The 16848-nt window shown below is 57.5% G+C and carries 12 protein-coding genes and 1 pseudogene; 5 read left to right on the plus strand and 8 right to left on the minus strand.

Annotated elements, in window-relative coordinates; translation table 11 throughout:
- The first annotated feature begins 784 nt into the window (after nt 1-784).
- From AC5ZFO_RS43100 to AC5ZFO_RS43110, 3 genes are all read left to right on the plus strand, one after another.
- Nucleotides 785-3460: a PAS domain S-box protein gene (locus AC5ZFO_RS43100; RefSeq protein ID WP_496123718.1), complete on the plus strand. Its 2676-nt coding sequence runs from the start codon at nt 785-787 to the stop codon at nt 3458-3460.
- Nucleotides 3457-4140, plus strand: coding sequence for a response regulator transcription factor (locus AC5ZFO_RS43105; RefSeq protein ID WP_282524103.1), 684 nt, complete (start codon nt 3457-3459; stop codon nt 4138-4140). The genes AC5ZFO_RS43100 and AC5ZFO_RS43105 overlap by 4 nt, the downstream gene beginning before the upstream one ends.
- 85 nt (nt 4141-4225) lie before the next feature.
- Nucleotides 4226-4612 carry a response regulator transcription factor gene (locus AC5ZFO_RS43110; RefSeq protein WP_282524104.1) on the plus strand — a complete coding sequence of 129 codons (387 nt, stop codon included), beginning with the start codon at nt 4226-4228 and terminating at the stop codon, nt 4610-4612.
- Nucleotides 4613-5533: 921 nt separating this feature from the next.
- Here the strand turns inward: AC5ZFO_RS43110 and AC5ZFO_RS43115 are convergent.
- From AC5ZFO_RS43115 to glmS, 7 genes and pseudogenes are all read right to left on the minus strand, one after another.
- Entirely contained in the window at nt 5534-6259 is a 726-nt protein-coding gene (locus tag AC5ZFO_RS43115) for an Effector protein NopP (protein ID WP_496123719.1), read from the minus strand.
- Between the two features lie 554 nt (nt 6260-6813).
- Nucleotides 6814-7140 (minus strand): annotated as a pseudogene (locus tag AC5ZFO_RS43120) (glycoside hydrolase family 127 protein); the annotation flags it as partial.
- 15 nt (nt 7141-7155) lie between these two features.
- The gene (locus AC5ZFO_RS43125) at nt 7156-7482 is read right to left on the minus strand and encodes a hypothetical protein (protein WP_496123724.1); all 327 of its coding nucleotides are present in this window, start codon (nt 7480-7482) and stop codon (nt 7156-7158) included.
- Entirely contained in the window at nt 7483-8007 is a 525-nt protein-coding gene (locus AC5ZFO_RS43130; protein ID WP_496123720.1) for a beta-L-arabinofuranosidase domain-containing protein, read from the minus strand.
- Entirely contained in the window at nt 7947-8297 is a 351-nt protein-coding gene (locus tag AC5ZFO_RS43135; RefSeq protein WP_496123721.1) for a beta-L-arabinofuranosidase domain-containing protein, read from the minus strand. The genes AC5ZFO_RS43130 and AC5ZFO_RS43135 overlap by 61 nt, the downstream gene beginning before the upstream one ends.
- A gap of 17 nt (nt 8298-8314) precedes the next feature.
- Nucleotides 8315-8548, minus strand: coding sequence for a beta-L-arabinofuranosidase domain-containing protein (locus AC5ZFO_RS43140; protein WP_496123722.1), 234 nt, complete (start codon nt 8546-8548; stop codon nt 8315-8317).
- A 1158-nt stretch (nt 8549-9706) separates the two neighbouring features.
- On the minus strand, nt 9707-11533 hold the full coding sequence (gene glmS / locus AC5ZFO_RS43145; protein ID WP_282524118.1) for a glutamine--fructose-6-phosphate transaminase (isomerizing): 1827 nt from the start codon (nt 11531-11533) through the stop codon (nt 9707-9709).
- Between the two features lie 1020 nt (nt 11534-12553).
- On the opposite strand from glmS, the gene gmd reads away from it, so the two are divergent.
- Together gmd and AC5ZFO_RS43155 are read left to right on the plus strand one after the other, a co-directional pair.
- A complete protein-coding gene (gene gmd, locus AC5ZFO_RS43150; RefSeq protein ID WP_282524108.1) occupies nt 12554-13639 on the plus strand; it encodes a GDP-mannose 4,6-dehydratase in 1086 nt (361 codons plus the stop codon).
- Nucleotides 13620-14627, plus strand: coding sequence for a GDP-L-fucose synthase family protein (locus AC5ZFO_RS43155; protein ID WP_282524109.1), 1008 nt, complete (start codon nt 13620-13622; stop codon nt 14625-14627). Before gmd ends, AC5ZFO_RS43155 begins: the two co-directional genes overlap by 20 nt.
- A gap of 197 nt (nt 14628-14824) precedes the next feature.
- On the opposite strand, the gene AC5ZFO_RS43160 is transcribed toward AC5ZFO_RS43155, so the two are convergent.
- Complete coding sequence (locus AC5ZFO_RS43160; protein ID WP_282524119.1) at nt 14825-15961, minus strand: MFS transporter; 1137 nt, start codon at nt 15959-15961, stop codon at nt 14825-14827.
- Nucleotides 15962-16848 lie beyond the last annotated feature (887 nt).

Consider the following 16848-nt stretch of genomic DNA (forward strand, 5'->3'; position numbering starts at 1 on the left):
AGATGCCCGCCGAGCAAAAGAGTAGGGGCTTTTTTAACAGTCATTTTCAAGTGCGTCTTTCGCCGTCAAGCTCCCGGCCATCTGAACGTTTCTGCGACATTTTGCCGTGCCAGATATTGTTACGGTCCGCGCTGCCGCATTAGATCATGATGGGTATGATCAGCACGGATTAGATGGCACCTCGACAGAGCCGTGGCGGCCCGCACACGCTAGTGTCGGTTCGGCGTCGCTGCGCGCGCTCGATTCCGGCCAACCACTCGGAGACAAGTTCTCGGCACCTAGGCGTGATGGCCCTCGGGCATACAAAGCAGTCGCGTAACTTCGCCTTCGTATCTCGGCACATGACCATTGCGCTTTCTTCCGCATGACCGATCGCACCGGCGAGATGAGTGGTCCGGCAGCTTGTCTTTGTTCTTTCCGGTTCGGCGAGGCGCGCCTGATTGTTCCGGCTCAACGTCTTGACGGAACTGCAGCCGCTGTCCTCGTACGGCTGGCGTAAGGGAGTTGTCCTCGGCTGCAGCCTCGAGCGCCTGCCCGGAGTTATCGGCAGCGGAGCAAAGCAGACATCTGGGCATCGATTGCAGGCGTGTCAGCGCGCCATATTGAAAGGTTTAGGACAACTATACGTACGTCTGTGATGCAATTTTTGTCGGCGCGTGCTCAGTTCAGCACCAAGCAATCGATCTCGGAAGCGCTCGCCAGCGGGTTGCTGGTGCCGAGTATTGCCCTATTTTTGCCTAAAATGTTATAGCTCTCCGCCGGAGAACAGCCGGACGGTATCAAAATGCGTAGCCAGATCAGCAGCTTAGAACGTTCAGCTCTTCAGTTTACCTTCGGCAGCATAATGCTGGCCGTGGTAACACTGGCTTGCTTGTACCTTCACGCGCATTTCGCCGCGACGGCATTCGCATATTTGTTAGTGGTATTGCTGTTTTCGCTGATAGGCAGCTTCATCGCGTCGTCCGCGCTTTGCCTCGTAGCCATCGCTGCTCTCGCTTACTACTTTGCGCCGCCGGCATTCAGCCTGCGAATCGATGACCCCCAAGACCTGCCGGTGGTTGTTGCATTCTTTATTGCCTCGATTGTGGGAGCCCACCTGATCGCAAAGCTCCGCGAGGAAAGAGAGGCTGCGCGTGTGGTTGCGGCCAAGCTTCAGCGGAGCGCGGCCGATCTGGAGGATCGCGAAAAACGGTGGCGCGCCATCTTCGAGCACAATCCGGCCATGTACTTCATGGTCGATGAAGCCGGCACTGTCCTCAACGTGAATACATTAGGCGCGACACAACTTGGCTATGCTCGTGCTGAACTGATCGGTCAATCCGTGCTGGACGTATTTCTTGAGGAGGATCGCGCGTTCGTTTGCGAATGCGTTCGGACATGCCTTGAGGATGTCGGACAAACGCGCACGTGGGACGTCCAGAAAGTTAAGAAGGACGGCTCGGTGTTGTGGGTACGTGAAAACGCCAAAGCCATGCTCTGGGCCGATGAGCAGCCCATTGTCCTTATCGCCTGCGAAGATATCACGGAGCGAAGGCGGACCGAACTTGCCCTGCAGCGGAGCGAAGCACATCTGGCCCAGGCGCAGGAGTTGAGTCACACTGGCAGCTTCAGCTGGAACGCCACTACGGGCGAGGCCTTCTGGTCAACGGAAACATTTCGAATTTTCCAATTAGACCCTCAGACAGTGCCACCGGGGCCGCAGCTCGTCGTTGAGCGCACGCATCCAGATGATAGGGCTTCGGTTAGAGAAATTATCGATCGCGCGATGCGAGACCCGAGCGATTTCGAGCACGAATACCGGGTTCTGCTACCGGACGGCTCGGTAAAGCACATTCATGCGCAGGCACGAGCGACGAGGACAGCCTCTGGTGACATCGAGTTTGTTGGGGCAGCTACGGATATTACGGCGGCGAGGCGAGCAGAACAGCAGCTGCGCCGCAGCGAGGCCTATCTGGCCGAAGCCCAGCATCTCAGCCACACGGGCAGTTGGTCCTGGGACGTCTACGGTCTAGATTTCGTGTATCGCTCCGCCGAGGTCGATCGTTTGTTTGGCTTTAGCCCACAAGAGCCGGTATCGATCGAGACCATTCGATCGCGCATCCATCCGGACGACTTGCCGCGGCTACAGGAGGTGCAGCGTCAGGCGATTGAACACAAGGAGGGGCGGTTCGAATATGATTTTCGTATCCTTCTACCGGATGGCGGGATAAGACGCATACACTCCGTTGCGCACGTGGTGGTCGGCAGCGATGGTAACGTCAGCGAGCTGATCGGAACACATATGGATGTGACCGAGCAACACGCAGCTAGGGAACGCCTGGAAAACACACTTGCCGCGCTGCGCGAAAGCGAACAGCGCTTTCGCGACTACGCCGAAACAGCTTCCGACTGGCTCTGGGAGACCGGGCCGGATCATCAGGTCACTCACTTATCCGAGCACACCAGCGCTGCGGGAATTTTGGCGACAGGATTGATGGGCCTGCTTCGCTGGGAGATTGCGTGCGACGTCGAAGAGGAACCCGAGAAGTGGCGGCAGCATCGGGCGACGTTGGAGGCCCATCTTCCGTTTCGGGATCTCGTCTACCGCACCGTGAATCGGACAGGTTCTCCGATCTACGTCCGCACGAGTGGCAAGCCTTTTTTCGATGGAAAGAGCAATTTTCTCGGCTACCGTGGCGTTAGCACTGACATCACCGCTACCATCCGCGCCGATCAAGCCGAACAAGAACTACGAAAGGCACAGGCGGAGCTTGCGCATGTGACGCGTGTAACGACGTTAGGAGAGCTGACAACTTCCATCGCCCACGAAATAAACCAGCCACTCGCCGCTATTATCAGCAACGCCGATGCGTGCCTCGGTTGGATGGGGCGGGAAGCTCCTAATCTTCCCGCCGCGCGCTCTTCGGTGGAGTGGATCATCGAAGACGCAATCCGGGCAAGCGAGGTGATCCGTCGTGTTCGCGCGCTCGCGAAGAAAGGCGAGATTGAGATGGTGCCGCTCGATATCAATGAGGTCGTTAAGGACGTCATTGCGCTGGTAACACGAGAGCTGGTGAGCCACCGAGTGACCTTACGAACCGAGTTGACGGCAGGGCTGCCTACGATCCTCGGCGATCGGATTCAGCTACAACAGGTGATCATCAATCTGGTGATGAACGGAATCGAAGCCATGGACGCAGTTACAGACCGGACGCGCGAACTGCTGATTCAATCATCGAAGGACGATGTGGGGCAAGTCCAGCTTGCCGTGACCGATTGCGGCGTCGGCATCGCCGAGAACGACGCGGACCGCGTCTTGGATCCTTTCTTCACCACCAAATCGACTGGCCTTGGAATGGGTCTTTCGATCTGCCGGTCGATCGTGGAAGCTCATGGAGGACGACTGTCAATGGTCCACAAAAATGGACCGGGCGCGACGTTCCAGTTTTTCCTGCCGCTGCATAAGGAGGCCGTCTCGTGACAAGACGATTTGACTCGCCAGGTGAAGGCAGCAACGCCAAGGCCTCGACAAAGGCGATCGTCTTCGTCGTCGAGGATGACATCTCCATGCGTCGCTCGCTTACGAACCTTTTTCAATCGGTAGGGTTAGAGGTCATTGCATTCGGATCGGCCCGCGAAATGCTGCAGAGCACAATTCCGGACGTTATTAGCTGTCTAGTTCTTGATGTCCGGCTGCCAGGCTTGAGCGGCCTTGACTACCAGACCGAGCTAGCAAGGTTGAACATACATATTCCGATCATTTTCATTACCGGCCATGGCGACATTCCCATGACCGTCAGGGCCATGAAGGAAGGAGCGGTCGATTTTCTCAGCAAACCGTTTCGCGATCAGGAACTGCTTGATGCCGTGGTTGCGGCGACCGAACGCGATCGCAAAAGACGGGAGGCGCAGCAGATCGTCGCTAACCTGCAGTCTCTATTTGAGACCTTAAGCCCGCGCGAGCAGGGGGTGATGAAACTGGTCGCTGCCGGCCTGATGAACAAGCAGGTAGCCGCCGAGCTTGGGCTCGCCGAGATTACTGTCAAGATCTACCGGGGGTACGTAATGAAGAAGATGCGTGCACGGTCGCTGGCTGACTTGATCAGAATGACTGAGACGCTGGGAATTCTTGCCAATCGTCCTGAAAAAACCCACGTATGATTTTACAATTTCATCAGTCGAGCCCACTTTTCTACGAAGGTGGCTAATGCTTGCAGCCGCTATTCCCCCTTCAGGAGGGCTCGTCTTGTCCACGCCTTTGATTTCCGTCGTTGACGACGACGCCTCGGTCCGTGCGGCGACAGAGAATCTTTTGAAATCGCGTGGCTACATCACCCAAATATTTGCGTCGGCCGAGGAACTCCTGAGGTCCCCGCAATTGGACGAGACATCCTGTGTCATTACCGATGTGCAGATGTCGGCTATGAGCGGCTTGGAGCTGTTGGCAGAGATGCGGACACGTGGTTACGACGCACCATTCATTTTCATTACGGCTTTCCCCAACGAACGCTTGCGCGCGTCAGCGCTGGGCGCCGGAGCGATTGGCTTCCTCGCCAAACCCTTTGCCGGACAAGAGTTAATCGAGTGCCTCGACACCGCACTGAACGCGTATGACGGCCTAGGGGGCATCTGATGCAATCAACCCGCGGCTTGAATTGATGTCCGATCTAAACGCTCCACGCGTCGATCTCGCCACCGATCAACTTCTTCGCGGTCAAACGCGCTACTTGCTCTAAAACGCGAGCGAGAGGCCAATTGTCGCCTTGTCCATGCTTTACCGACTATCGCCGGGCGGCTACATTGGCGCAGAACAACCTTATCGCTGCGAGGGCCGGAAGGGCACGCTAGCTCGACTCATTCTGTAGGTCGACGTTCAACGTAATGCTCACCCAAAGCAATCGACGACCCTAAGCACTTCTCAACTCGTCTGGATCGAGGCTATATACTCCATTGCAGAGTGGAGCTGGCGCGAGAGCGCTCGACAAAGCAAGAGATTGGCTGTTCGCAGCCCGACCGCAGTGATGATCATAACGGAGCTTCGCCCAGGACAACCGCCTCGCGTGTTGTGTTGAGGCTTTTCTGGTGAAAGAGCTCTGAACGATGCTCGTGCTCACGGCGTCGTTATGTCCGTTGATGCATGCCGGCCGTCTTGTCCATCGGGCGCCGCTTCGCTGTAAATTTCTTTGTCCACCGACTCACGGCAGGCGTCCACGCCCTTACTACTTCGTAGGCCGTCATCTGTAGAAGACTTCTGTCTTCAAGCCCTCCAACGTGCTCGGCGCAACACGCCCGGCCCCTCGGCGGCCGGACGCACTTTGGCGGCACCCCGTGCAGGTCCTCGCCGCAGCGAGCATTGCCGCAATTGCCTTGCGCAGTGAGCCCCTACTTCCAACGCTCAAATAACTCAGCAACCGCTAGGCCAAGGAGCACTCTGGGGGCGGTCTTCTGAGCCAACTCAGAGGAACTCTCAGCCGAAACGGCTATAAACACAGGGCAGCCCGGAGCAGGCTAGATTAGTCTACTCCATCGGGCCCAATCACCGGTGATCCCATGGTCACATAAAATCATCCTCATAATCGTATGTTGAGGGGCTCGCTGGGATCTCGGTATCACTACCTTCACTGTCGTCAGCTTTGGAAAGATACCGCGCTGCAGTGCCTTTTCGCTGCCATTCGCCGTCGCTATTTCTTACCCACTTGTCTGACTTCTCTGGGTCGAGAACCATGTTGTCGGCGTCAACCTCGACGAATCCCATCTTTGCCGCACGGGCTCTTGCTTGCGGATTAGCCGGACGCAAATTGAGCAGCGGCTGTTCGCCGCCGATTCGAAGCTGGTGCTCCAGCAGGATATCGCCAGCGTTCTCGACAAGCGGATGAACGACTTGAAGATCCACAGTGGAGGTAGTCCCGTGGCGTCCAGGAAATAGCTTCTTCCACCTTTTGACGTCGAACTCGGTCATGCTGTCACCGCCTTTCATTCTTAGAAGTCCGACACTCTTGTTGCCCAATTGGTAGCTGAAGTATCGCGCATTCTCGGAATCTCGGGTTGTCCCGTAGTCTTTGGCAACTTCTGCAGTTCGCCTTGCCTTGGCGGACACGAAGTCGGAGTACTCTTGGGGGTTGTCGGCGATGTACTCGATTTCGTCGCCATGATAGGCCTCCGCGGCTTTTCGGAATGAGTGACGATCCTTGAACTCTATGATGGGAGGGGTTGAAACGAGCGAATACGGTCTCGTTGCTGAAGATGAACTGCCACTCGAGCCAGATTCCTCTAAGCGCATATTGGCGAACGCATCTGCAAAGTTGTCTGCGTCGATTTGCTCATCAGTTTCGGCAAAGTGAGGGATTGGAAGTAGGACGAGCCATTGATCCGATTATACATGGCGATTAGTGCTCCCGTCGGACATACATTTCCGAATCTAGTTTAGGCTTGTTGGGCCCAGCGGCGCTGATAGGGAGCCTGGCTTACCAAAACCTGACGTGGCCGCCCTCACGTTGGCTTGTTATAGGGCTTCCTTCTGAACGACACGGCGGCACACGCTCGTGCCATTGGCATTCATAAGGCTTTGATGAGAGGCCGCGAACAGCTCCGAGGAAGCTCCATTATTAGGAATTTGGTTGATCGCCGATTGACCTGCTGACGCCAATCCGATGGTGCTCTTTTCGGTGTTCCGCCGCGGCCGTCTCATATCCGGGTTTTCTTTTCAACGTTCCAGTGGAGCTCGCGAGCCGCCTTCCACAGATTGGCCGATTTCCAGACTTTGAGCACCGATATCGCCTGCCCCAGAAACGTAGTCTGACGTCGATTCGTGGAAGCGCGACCGCGCGTTCGGCGTCAACGCTCATTTACCCAAATCCGCATTTCGCCTTCGCCGCGGTTAGCCCAGCTGAACCACGGAATGAATGTCAGCCGCTGCGGTTCTAGCTGTCCAAGCACTTTGTTGTATTGATAAAGCGCCGATTCTTCAGAATGCGTGTATTGCAACCGCGCCCCGCCGACCTGCAGCAAGATCTCGCCACTAAAGAGACCGGCTCCCTCGATAAGGGAAAGCCGACTGTCTGCATTAAGCCAAACGTTGTGTAACTCGGTCCCGTTGTCGGCCTCCTCCAGACAGTAAATTAAGGGGCCACGCTGGATGGCCACCTTGCCGGCCAAATTGCGAAGTTGTGGATGGCCCTATACGCGACGCACTTGCATTGGCAGCGATAGTTCGACGCGATCTCCCTGCCGCCACGTTCGGCGAATGTGCAAATAGCCCTTGCGCGGCTCGCAATTCACAGGCTCACCGTTCACGCTCGCCTGCGGCGCGCTGCACCATTCCGGCAGGCGCAGGGCGAGCGTGTGGGCAATTGGCGGCGCAGCTTCGACGGCGATTTCCACCTGGTCTCTCCAGGGATAGCTGCCGCTTATGAGCAACCGCAGCGCATGTCCGTCCACGGATATTGCCACCCTATTACCAACGTAGAGATTTACATAGAGCGCGTCGATGCTGGGCGTGTAGATTTAATGACCAATCGATTTGAAAAGGCGTGCGATGTTCGGTGGACAGCACGCGCAGCCAAACCAGCGTCGTCGCACCGGCGAGACGTGATTGTAGATGCCATTAGACCTCAGTGTTTTGGGATGCACTTCGAGCGGGTTAACATAGAAATAGTGACGCCCGTCGAACGCGATACTGCCGAGAACGGTATTGTAGAGCGCGCGCTCCATCACGTCGGCATAGCGGCCGTCCAATTCCATCTCCAGCATACGGCGCGCAAACATCATCAGGCCAATCGACGCGCAACTTTCCGCGTACGCCGTATCATTTGGCAAATCGTAATCGCTGCTGAACGCTTCGCCGGCGCCTTGCGAGACGATGGCTTTGGTAATATAGATCTGGCGCCGGACCATGTTTTGCCATAGCCGTAGGCAAATTTGGCGCTGCTGCTCGTTCTGGCGCAGACGCGCGAGATGAGCTACTGCCGTCATGAGGTATACAAAACGAACCGCATGACCGGTTGCAGTCCGCTGCTCCGAAAGCGGCAAGTGCGCTTGGCTATACGCTTAGCTTTTATCATCCAAGGCGTGCCGTCGGATTTGGGGACGCAGGATTGCTGGCGCTTCTCGTACTCAATGTCGTAGTAGTGTGGCTCCATGCCGCGCTGCTCCACGAAATAATTGGCTAGCGTGAGATATCGCTGCTTCTTTGTCGCTTCGTAGAGGCGTGCCAACGCAAGTTCGATTTCCGGATGGCCATCATAGCCGTGCAACTGATCGCGCTCTGGGCCGAAAACTGTGCAGAGGCGGAAGTTCTCTACCGCGTGACTCGGTATCACCTCGGGATTGCGATCGTCTAGTCGCCGCGTTGGGCGGCCGCAATCAATTCAATCAGCTCATCGACGGCTTTCTTCAGCTGTGGATTTGGTGCCTGGCATAGCGACCATGCAGCCGCCTCAAGCCATTTTGCGACGTCACGGTCCTGAAAAACCGTGCCATGGAACTCGCCCCTCGCACGTCCGGCAGCAAGGCAGCACCTCCCATTGGTAGGGAATTGCCACTTCCCTGACCAGCTGCTGGCATTGCCCAATCAGCGGATCCGAGACCTGTAGGTTGTGAAGATCAACTTCGGCCACATTGCAATCATTCATCGCGTTCCTCCTTGGAAGATACCTAGCCTGGCAAGCCACCTCGCCACGATTACGTTGTTGAGCTTGTCGCCCTGAGATTTGCGCTGCACACTCGTACTCTCGGTGCGAGGCTTCAAAACGATAGAAATGGAGAGGCTGCCCTAAGGCGCCGCCCTCCCAGACATGCGTTGACAGCAGTCGGTCGAGGAGCGGGACAGCAAATCCCGTGCCCAGAATAAGGAGCGGTTCTTCTGGTCAACCAGATCTGCGGCTCCCCGTAGGAACCCGATGCGATCGCTGGCCCACCAACTGGATTTGCCAGTCGTGCTAAATCCCGCGTCGCTGCAAGGCTGGTCGATCCTGCTATACGAGCGGGTCGGCCTTCACCGGATTATATAATGACGTACTCTCCTGCCGCCACAGCCGGGGGCGCCGCGTCCTTCCGGTGCGGCGCCGCCCTGCACTCGGTTTTAGGCGCTCGAACTAGCGCGAGAATGTCCAGCTTCTAACAATCCATTTGTTGACACGCAGCAGCTGGGAGGGCCGCGGTGGTGCGTATGGTCCAACCACATTGCGTGAGCCGGTGCTACGCGCGATCGAAGCGACAAAACTGAACTGCTAATCCTAAGCAATCGTCCCCGGGGGTCCAAGTGCATGCTCAACGACATGGGGCCGATGCTGGCAATCGGGAAAAGTAAGTTGTCGCGCGTATGCGCTGCCAGTGAATAAGCCGCGACGGAGCGGCCCGAAGCTGTTGTGTGCACCGACTTGCTCGTCGGCTTCGGCAAGGTGGGAGGATGAGTTAGAGAGTCACTTTTGTGCGCCGAGCTATAGGCTGATTTCGCCCTGCAAGCAGATAGCAGGCTGGGTAACCGAGAGCCGACTTGGACCTCCCATTGTCCGCAATTCCCACTTATTATCGACCGTTCCGCTCGAACGACAGGAAGGTAACGCTCGCCCCCATTGGCGTTGGTTGGTTGACGATTACGACGCAAGCAGGACTGACTCTGCTCATCGAGCTGGATCGGTCTATGATTGACCTGTTGATACTGGGATCGTTCTCCTTGAGCTCGCCCACTCCATTAGTGGCCTCAATGCTCCAATACAACATTGCCGCCTCATTCCACAGTCACCGATTTTGCTAGATTACGCGGCTGATCCACGTCCGCGCCCCTTACGAGCGCGGTATGGTAAGCCAAGAGCTGAACCGGAATGGCATAGACCATCGGCGTAAAGCTTGCGACCATCTCCGGCAGCACAATGGTCATGAGTGTGTCCACCGTCGCTTCCAAAGCCCCCTTCGAATCGGTGATCAGGATAATCTTGCCGCCCCGAGCCGCAACTTCTTGCATATTCGAGACGGTCTTCTCGAAGACCCCGTCATAAGGCGCGATCACCACCACAGGCACTGCCTCATCTATCAATGCGATCGGTCCGTGCTTGAGCTCGCCGGCCGCATAACCTTCTGAGTGGATATAGGCAATTTCCTTCAGCTTGAGTGCGCCCTCCAGCGCCAGGGGGGCCGATGTGCCACGACCGAGATAGAGCACGTCCCTTGTGTCGGCGACATAACGCGCGAGCTTCTCGATCTGCGGCTCAATCAACAGGGCCGCAGCAATCAACCGCGGCACTTCGATAAGCTCACGCACAAGCTTCGATTCATCGATCTCAGACAGTTTATCGCGCTGTTTGCCCGCTGCGATGGCAAGCGCGGCCAATACCATCAGCTGGCAGATGAATGCCTTGGTGGAGGCGACGCCGATTTCTGGCCCCGCCAGCGTCGGCAGAACGGATTCGCTCTCCCGCGCAATCGTCGACGTCGGGACATTGACCACAGATATCGTGTGCACGCCCTGGTCCTTGGCGTATCGCAACGCAGCGAGCGTGTCAGCGGTTTCGCCCGACTGCGAGATGACGATCGCGAGATCGCCCCGGCGCAAAGGCGCCTCCCTGTAGCGGAACTCGGAGGCTACATCGATCTCGACAGGCAAGCGCGCCAGCCGCTCGAACCAGTATTTGGCGATGTGCCCGGCATAGCTTGCAGTGCCGCACGCGGTAATTGAGATGCGCTGAATGGATTTAAAGTCGAACGGCAATGTGAGGGGCAGGGCGACGCGCTTGGCCGCCATGTCGAGATAATGCGCCAATGTCTTGCCGGCCACTGTCGGCTGTTCGTGGATTTCCTTGGCCATGAAGTGGCGATAATTCGCTTTGTCCACAAGGAGTGACGATACGCCAGACTTTGATGTTTCCCGCTCGACGACAGATCCGTCTGCGCTATAAATCACGCACGTCGTGCGCGTAAGCACGGCCCAGTCGCCGTCTTCAAGATAGGTGATGGTGTCGGTCAAGGGCGCGAGCGCGATCGCGTCCGATCCTAGATACACTTCGCCGTTACCATGTCCGATCGCAAGGGGCGACCCCTTACGCGCACCGATCAAAAGATCATCGTGGGCCTTGAAAAGGAATGCCAGCGCGAAGGCACCGCGCAGCCGCGGCAGCGACGCTTGTACCGCATCCTGCGGCGAGTAACCCTTCTCGAGATAAGATTCGACGAGATGCGCCACCGCCTCCGTGTCTGTCTCTGAGCTAAAATGGGCTCCATTCCGCTCCAGTTCGGCTCGCAGCTCGCGGAAATTCTCAATGATCCCGTTATGAACGACCGCGACATTTTCCGTCGCATGCGGGTGAGCATTGCTCTCGGTCGGCTTTCCATGAGTCGCCCAGCGGGTATGACCGATGCCGGTATGACCCGACGGCGGATAGCAGCGCAGCTGCTCCTCAAGGTTTCTCAGCTTACCTTCCGCGCGGCGGCGCTCGATACGGAGACCTTCGAGAGTCGCGAGGCCCGCGGAGTCGTAGCCACGATATTCCAATCTCTTGAGCGACGCGACCAACTGCCCAACGACCGGACCACGCCCCAAAATGCCAACAATTCCACACATATCGATCAATGCAGCCCAAGTTTAAGGAGTCCGACCTCCCCTACAGGAACCCGGTCATGAAATTCGCTTGCCCGATGGTAACAGGTGTCAAGTTCGGTTTTCGCGGCCGCCTGTATCACCGCCGCATTCACAAGCGTGAGTTAGATCTCTTTCAGCCATCATCGCTTCGCCCGGCTACATTCCGCTTTTGGCTGCCGATCGAGTACAAACAGCGGCAGCTCCAGCTTTAACTGTCCTGTCTTACTGGAGATAATTTTTCCGGCGCGGGTTTAAGAGACTTATCATACTGAACCGAGGCAACTTACGCTCGGTCAAGGTTAAAGGATTGCCGTCGAAGCTCCATTGTACGAAAGTAAGCTCTCGATATCGAAACGTTCGACGATCTATACCAACGTTTGCTACTCTTTCTCACTTTGTCTCGCGTCGACCGTCCACTGCCTGCCGCGAGTTGGATATTGGCAACGGCGCTGATCATGGTTGATGAGTCGACCTACAAGACTGCGGGTTCTGTTCCGAAGCTAACAGCGCTTTGTAGACTGCGGCTCTATGAGCAGGCTTGGCTGTGTGCTGGCTTGCATGCCGTCATTCCGACAAATGCATTGAATGCGACCTCAGCTCGTCGCTCTCCCACGCCATGGCCAGACCACGCGAATGCACACATGCACCTGAGGATAGATAAGGAGCACAGACCGTCGCTTCTATCTCATTGGAAACATCGCCCAGGGGCAAGTACGCCTCGGGCGCGCGTAAGGGCGTTTTGCCATCCATCTCGCCTTAGGACTATCGCGCTGCTAGGGTTGCTGGGCTTCATTTTTGACGCTCAATGTGTTGGCATCCTTTAGTCCAAATATAAATCAATGTATATATAGTGTGCATTCCTGCATGGTGTGTATGACTGGAGCTAACGATCGTTTTCCTTTAATTGCGGGTGGAGCGCGCGTGCACATCTAGTTTTATCGAGAAACGGCTTCGCAATGGTGTTTCACAGCGAGGCTCTTTGCGGCGCAACTAAGAGAGACCATGGCGGCTCAGGACTCAAAGCGGCGCGTTGCGCTAATTACGGGCGTTACCGGGCAGGACGGCGCATATCTCGCCGAGTATTTGCTCGGTCTCGGCTATGTCGTGCACGGCATCAAGCGGCGCTCGTCCTCGTTCAACACCGCGCGCGTCGATCACCTCTACCAGGACCCGCATGTCGGCAACGTGCCGTTCCTGATGCACTATGGCGATATGACGGATTCAACCAATCTGATCCGCCTGGTGCAGCAGATCCGGCCGACCGAGATCTACAATCTCGCAGCTCAAAGCCACGTCGCCGTCAGCTTCGAGAGCCCGGAATACACCGCCAACGCCGACGCCATCGGCGTGCTGCGCCTCCTGGAAGCGATCCGCATCCTCGGCATGGAGAAGGAGACGCGGTTCTACCAGGCCTCGACCTCCGAGCTCTACGGCCTGGTGCAGGAGATCCCGCAGAAGGAGACGACGCCGTTCTATCCGCGCTCGCCCTACGGCGTTGCAAAACTCTACGGCTACTGGATCACGGTGAACTACCGCGAAGCCTACGGCATGTTCGCGTCGAACGGCATCCTGTTCAACCATGAGAGCCCGATCCGCGGCGAGACCTTTGTGACCCGCAAGATCACCCGCAGCGTCGCGCGCATCGAGGTCGGGCTGGAACAGACGCTCTATCTCGGCAATCTCGAAGCCAAGCGCGACTGGGGCCATGCCCGGGACTATGTCGAGGGCATGCACAGGATCCTGCAGGCCGACAAGCCCGACGACTTCGTGCTCGCCACCGGCGAGATGCGCTCGGTGCGCGAGATGGTCGAGCTGTCCTTTGCCCATGTCGGCCGCCGCATCGCCTGGCGCGGCAAGGGCGTCGAGGAGACCGGCGTCGATGAGGCGAGCGGCAAGATCGTGGTGAAGATCGATCCGACCTATTTCCGTCCGACCGAGGTCGATCTCCTCGTCGGCGACGCCAGCAAGGCGCGCGAGGTGCTCGGCTGGACGCCGAAGCGCAGCTTTGCCCAGCTCGTCGAGGAGATGATGGCAAGCGATCTGGCCGAGGCAAAACGGGACGCTGGCAGTGGCAAACGCACCGTTTGAGCTGAAGGGCAAGAGCGTCTATGTCGCCGGCCATCGCGGCATGGTCGGAGCCGCGCTGCTGCGCCGGCTGGCGCGGGAGGACGTGCGGCTCGTCACGGTCGACCGGCGCGAGGTCGATCTCTGCAACCAGGCCGCCGTGTTCGACTGGTTCGCGAAAACGCGGCCGCAGGTGATCTTCCTCGCAGCGGCCAAGGTCGGCGGCATCGTCGCCAACAACACGCTGCGCGCCGAGTTCATCTACGACAACATCGCGATTGCCGCGAACGTGATCCAGGCCGCGCATCAGAACGGCGCCGAGAAGCTGATGTTTCTGGGCTCGTCCTGCATCTATCCGAAGCTGGCGCCGCAGCCCTTGCGCGAAGATTCCGTGCTATCAGGTCCGCTGGAGCCGACCAACGAGCCCTATGCGATTGCCAAGATCGCCGGCATCAAGATGGCGGAGGCATATCGCAGCCAGTATGGCAGCGACTTCATCAGCGTGATGCCGACCAATCTGTACGGCCCCGGCGATAATTATCACCCCGAGCTGAGCCACGTGGTTGCCGCCCTGATCCGGCGTTTCCATGAGGCAAAAGTCGCAGGCGCGAAGAGCGTGGTGGTCTGGGGCACCGGCACACCGCGCCGCGAATTTCTCTACGTTGACGATCTCGCCGACGCCTGCATCCATCTGATGAAGACCTATTCCTCGCCCGAACTTATCAATATCGGTACCGGCGAGGACATCAGTATCGAAGAGTTAGCACTCATGGTCGCGGCCGCCATCGGTTTTCGCGGTGAGATCAGACTCGATACGTCGCGCCCTGACGGCACGCCGCGCAAGCTACTCGACGTCGGGCGGCTGTCCGGGCTCGGCTGGCGCGCCACGACCTCGCTTGAGGACGGCATTCAGCTGGCATACCGAGCGTATCGCGCCGACAGCGATGGACGGCACCAGAGTGATCTGCCTGTCCGGGATAACGGGGCAATCCTAGGTACTAATCGGCGGTGAATGTCCAGCCTAGCGGATTTGCCGCTCACGTAATGACCAACTTTGCTTCGCAGTTGACAAGCGTTCATTGTCAACGACGGGGCTCGATCGGACGCCAAGAACCCAAGTGACGCGGTGTATCCTACCTACGACGCAGCCAACCACTTGCAGGAAAAGGAGAATGGCCATGATCGAGACCTGCTGCCATGAAGTTCGCCTTAGCGATGGTCTGTCATCATCATCCTCGCCGACAGCGTAACGATGGACATGAGCGCGCCCAGCATCCCAAACGCCAAGCGCAAGCCAAACATGTGTGCGACGAACCCAATGCCGGCGGGCCCAACGAGTATACCCGCATAGCCGGCTGTCGTGATGACCGCGATCGCAACGCCTGCTGGCATCATTTTCTGGTTGCCGGCGCGTCGACAAAGTACAGGTACAACATTTGAAATACCCAAGCCAATAAGCAGGAACCCCGCCATAGCAATCAACGCAACGGGCGCGGCCACCACAGCCAAGAAGCCTGTTACGATCGGCAGAGTCCCGAGTATCAATGTGGCACGGTCTCCGATTCGCGCCACCACGGCATCTCCGCTGAGACGCCCTGCGGCCATTGCGATTGAGAAAACCATACAACCAATGCCCCCGTGCGCTTCCGCGAGAAGCTCTCGTTCAACGAGAAGCAAAGCGCTCCAATCGAGCATTGCACCTTCGACAAGAAAGGTGATAGCCGCGAGCACAGCTATTAGCAACACATTGCGATGGGGCAAAACAAACGATGGCCCCTGCTGCCCCGACCCAGCCGCGAGCCCCGGCCAGGCCGATACAATAGCGATCGTCATTAACGCCGAACAGACCAACGTCGAAAAAACCGGGCCAAGCTGCAGCGACAAGAACGCGGTCACGGCGGCAGAGCCGGTGAATTCCCCAATGCTGTACTGGGCGTGGAAGCCAGACATCAATGGACAGCCCGTGTCGCGCTCCAATTCAATCGCGTGAATGTTCATGGCTACATCGATCGAGCCGAGTGAAACACCGAAAGCAAACAGCGCAGCACCGAGCCTGACAGGTGTGTCGGCAATTACAAGGCACGGCAACATGATCGCGAGTCCAAGTCCACCCGCGAGGATAATGGGCTTGCTGCCGTACCGCGCATTCAATACGCTGGTCAAAAGCATCGCGATGACGGATCCCGTTCCGAGACAGAGCAGCAGAAGACCAAGCATGCGGTCATCGACCGCGAGCCGCTCCTTGGCGAGTGGTACCAAAGGCGCCCAGGCCGCGAGGCCGACTCCGGCCACAAAAAATGCGAGCCGAGTCCCAAGCAGGCCGGCTGACCAATTAGCAGACAGTATCACGGGTGCTCCTGAGAGAAGGGGCTCGCGAGCGCGACGCCCCTCATCCTGCGTGCGTCGCCTGCAAGTGGCGCTATCGACAATGATGGCCTCAAGCTGGCATTCTTTATCCCTGCAAATGCAATGCCGTCACAAAAACTACTGGACTACGCGAGCCGGCGGTGATCGTCGAGCCCGTGGATACGGTGTTTCGGTTATTCCTTCCCGGTTAAGCTGGCCATAAGAGGGTGACAGTTTTTGCTGATCTACGACAACCGGAGGCGCAACGCTCACTGTGGCTTTGTCGCAAAGCCTACAAACCCTGCAAAGCCAACGGCGCCGGACGCCACTGTGTACTCGGCGTGAACACCGCCGTAGGTTTTCCTACCGCTTTTGCAAAACGGGAGTTCTCATCGCAAGTAACGGCGCTGACTCACGAGATCAATACAAGACCGCTATCACGCGGAAGCCGTCAATGTCGGCCCGATACTTTTGAAATTCGATTATTCCTGGTCTCAGGCCGCCAAGTAGTTTCCATGACATCATTCGCGCCACGGAAGAGGGCGGCGTCGCTCAGGTCCACGACGCGCGCGCATTCGATACCGAGGTGCCCGCCGGCATCGTTCAAGCGCTTATATCCGCAGTTCGCCGAGACCGTCGCTCCGACCAAATCGGACTGTGGGTGGTAAGGAGCAAGTGTAGCAGTCACAAATCCATCAGTATCACCGCCCCTCACGTTATAAGCCCAGGCGCTCTGCACTAGTGGTTCATCTCAGTGATTTTGACTCTTTGGCGGTGGTTGGATAGGCGCGGCCGAGTTTGTCGCGTGCTTTTGTCGGTTGTGAACATCCATTTGATGCGGTCTCGGGTTTTATTTCGCCGCCGTTGCCATGCTGCGATCTCGTTTT

The sequence above is a fragment of the Bradyrhizobium sp. Unk1 genome (genome assembly GCF_059512345.1).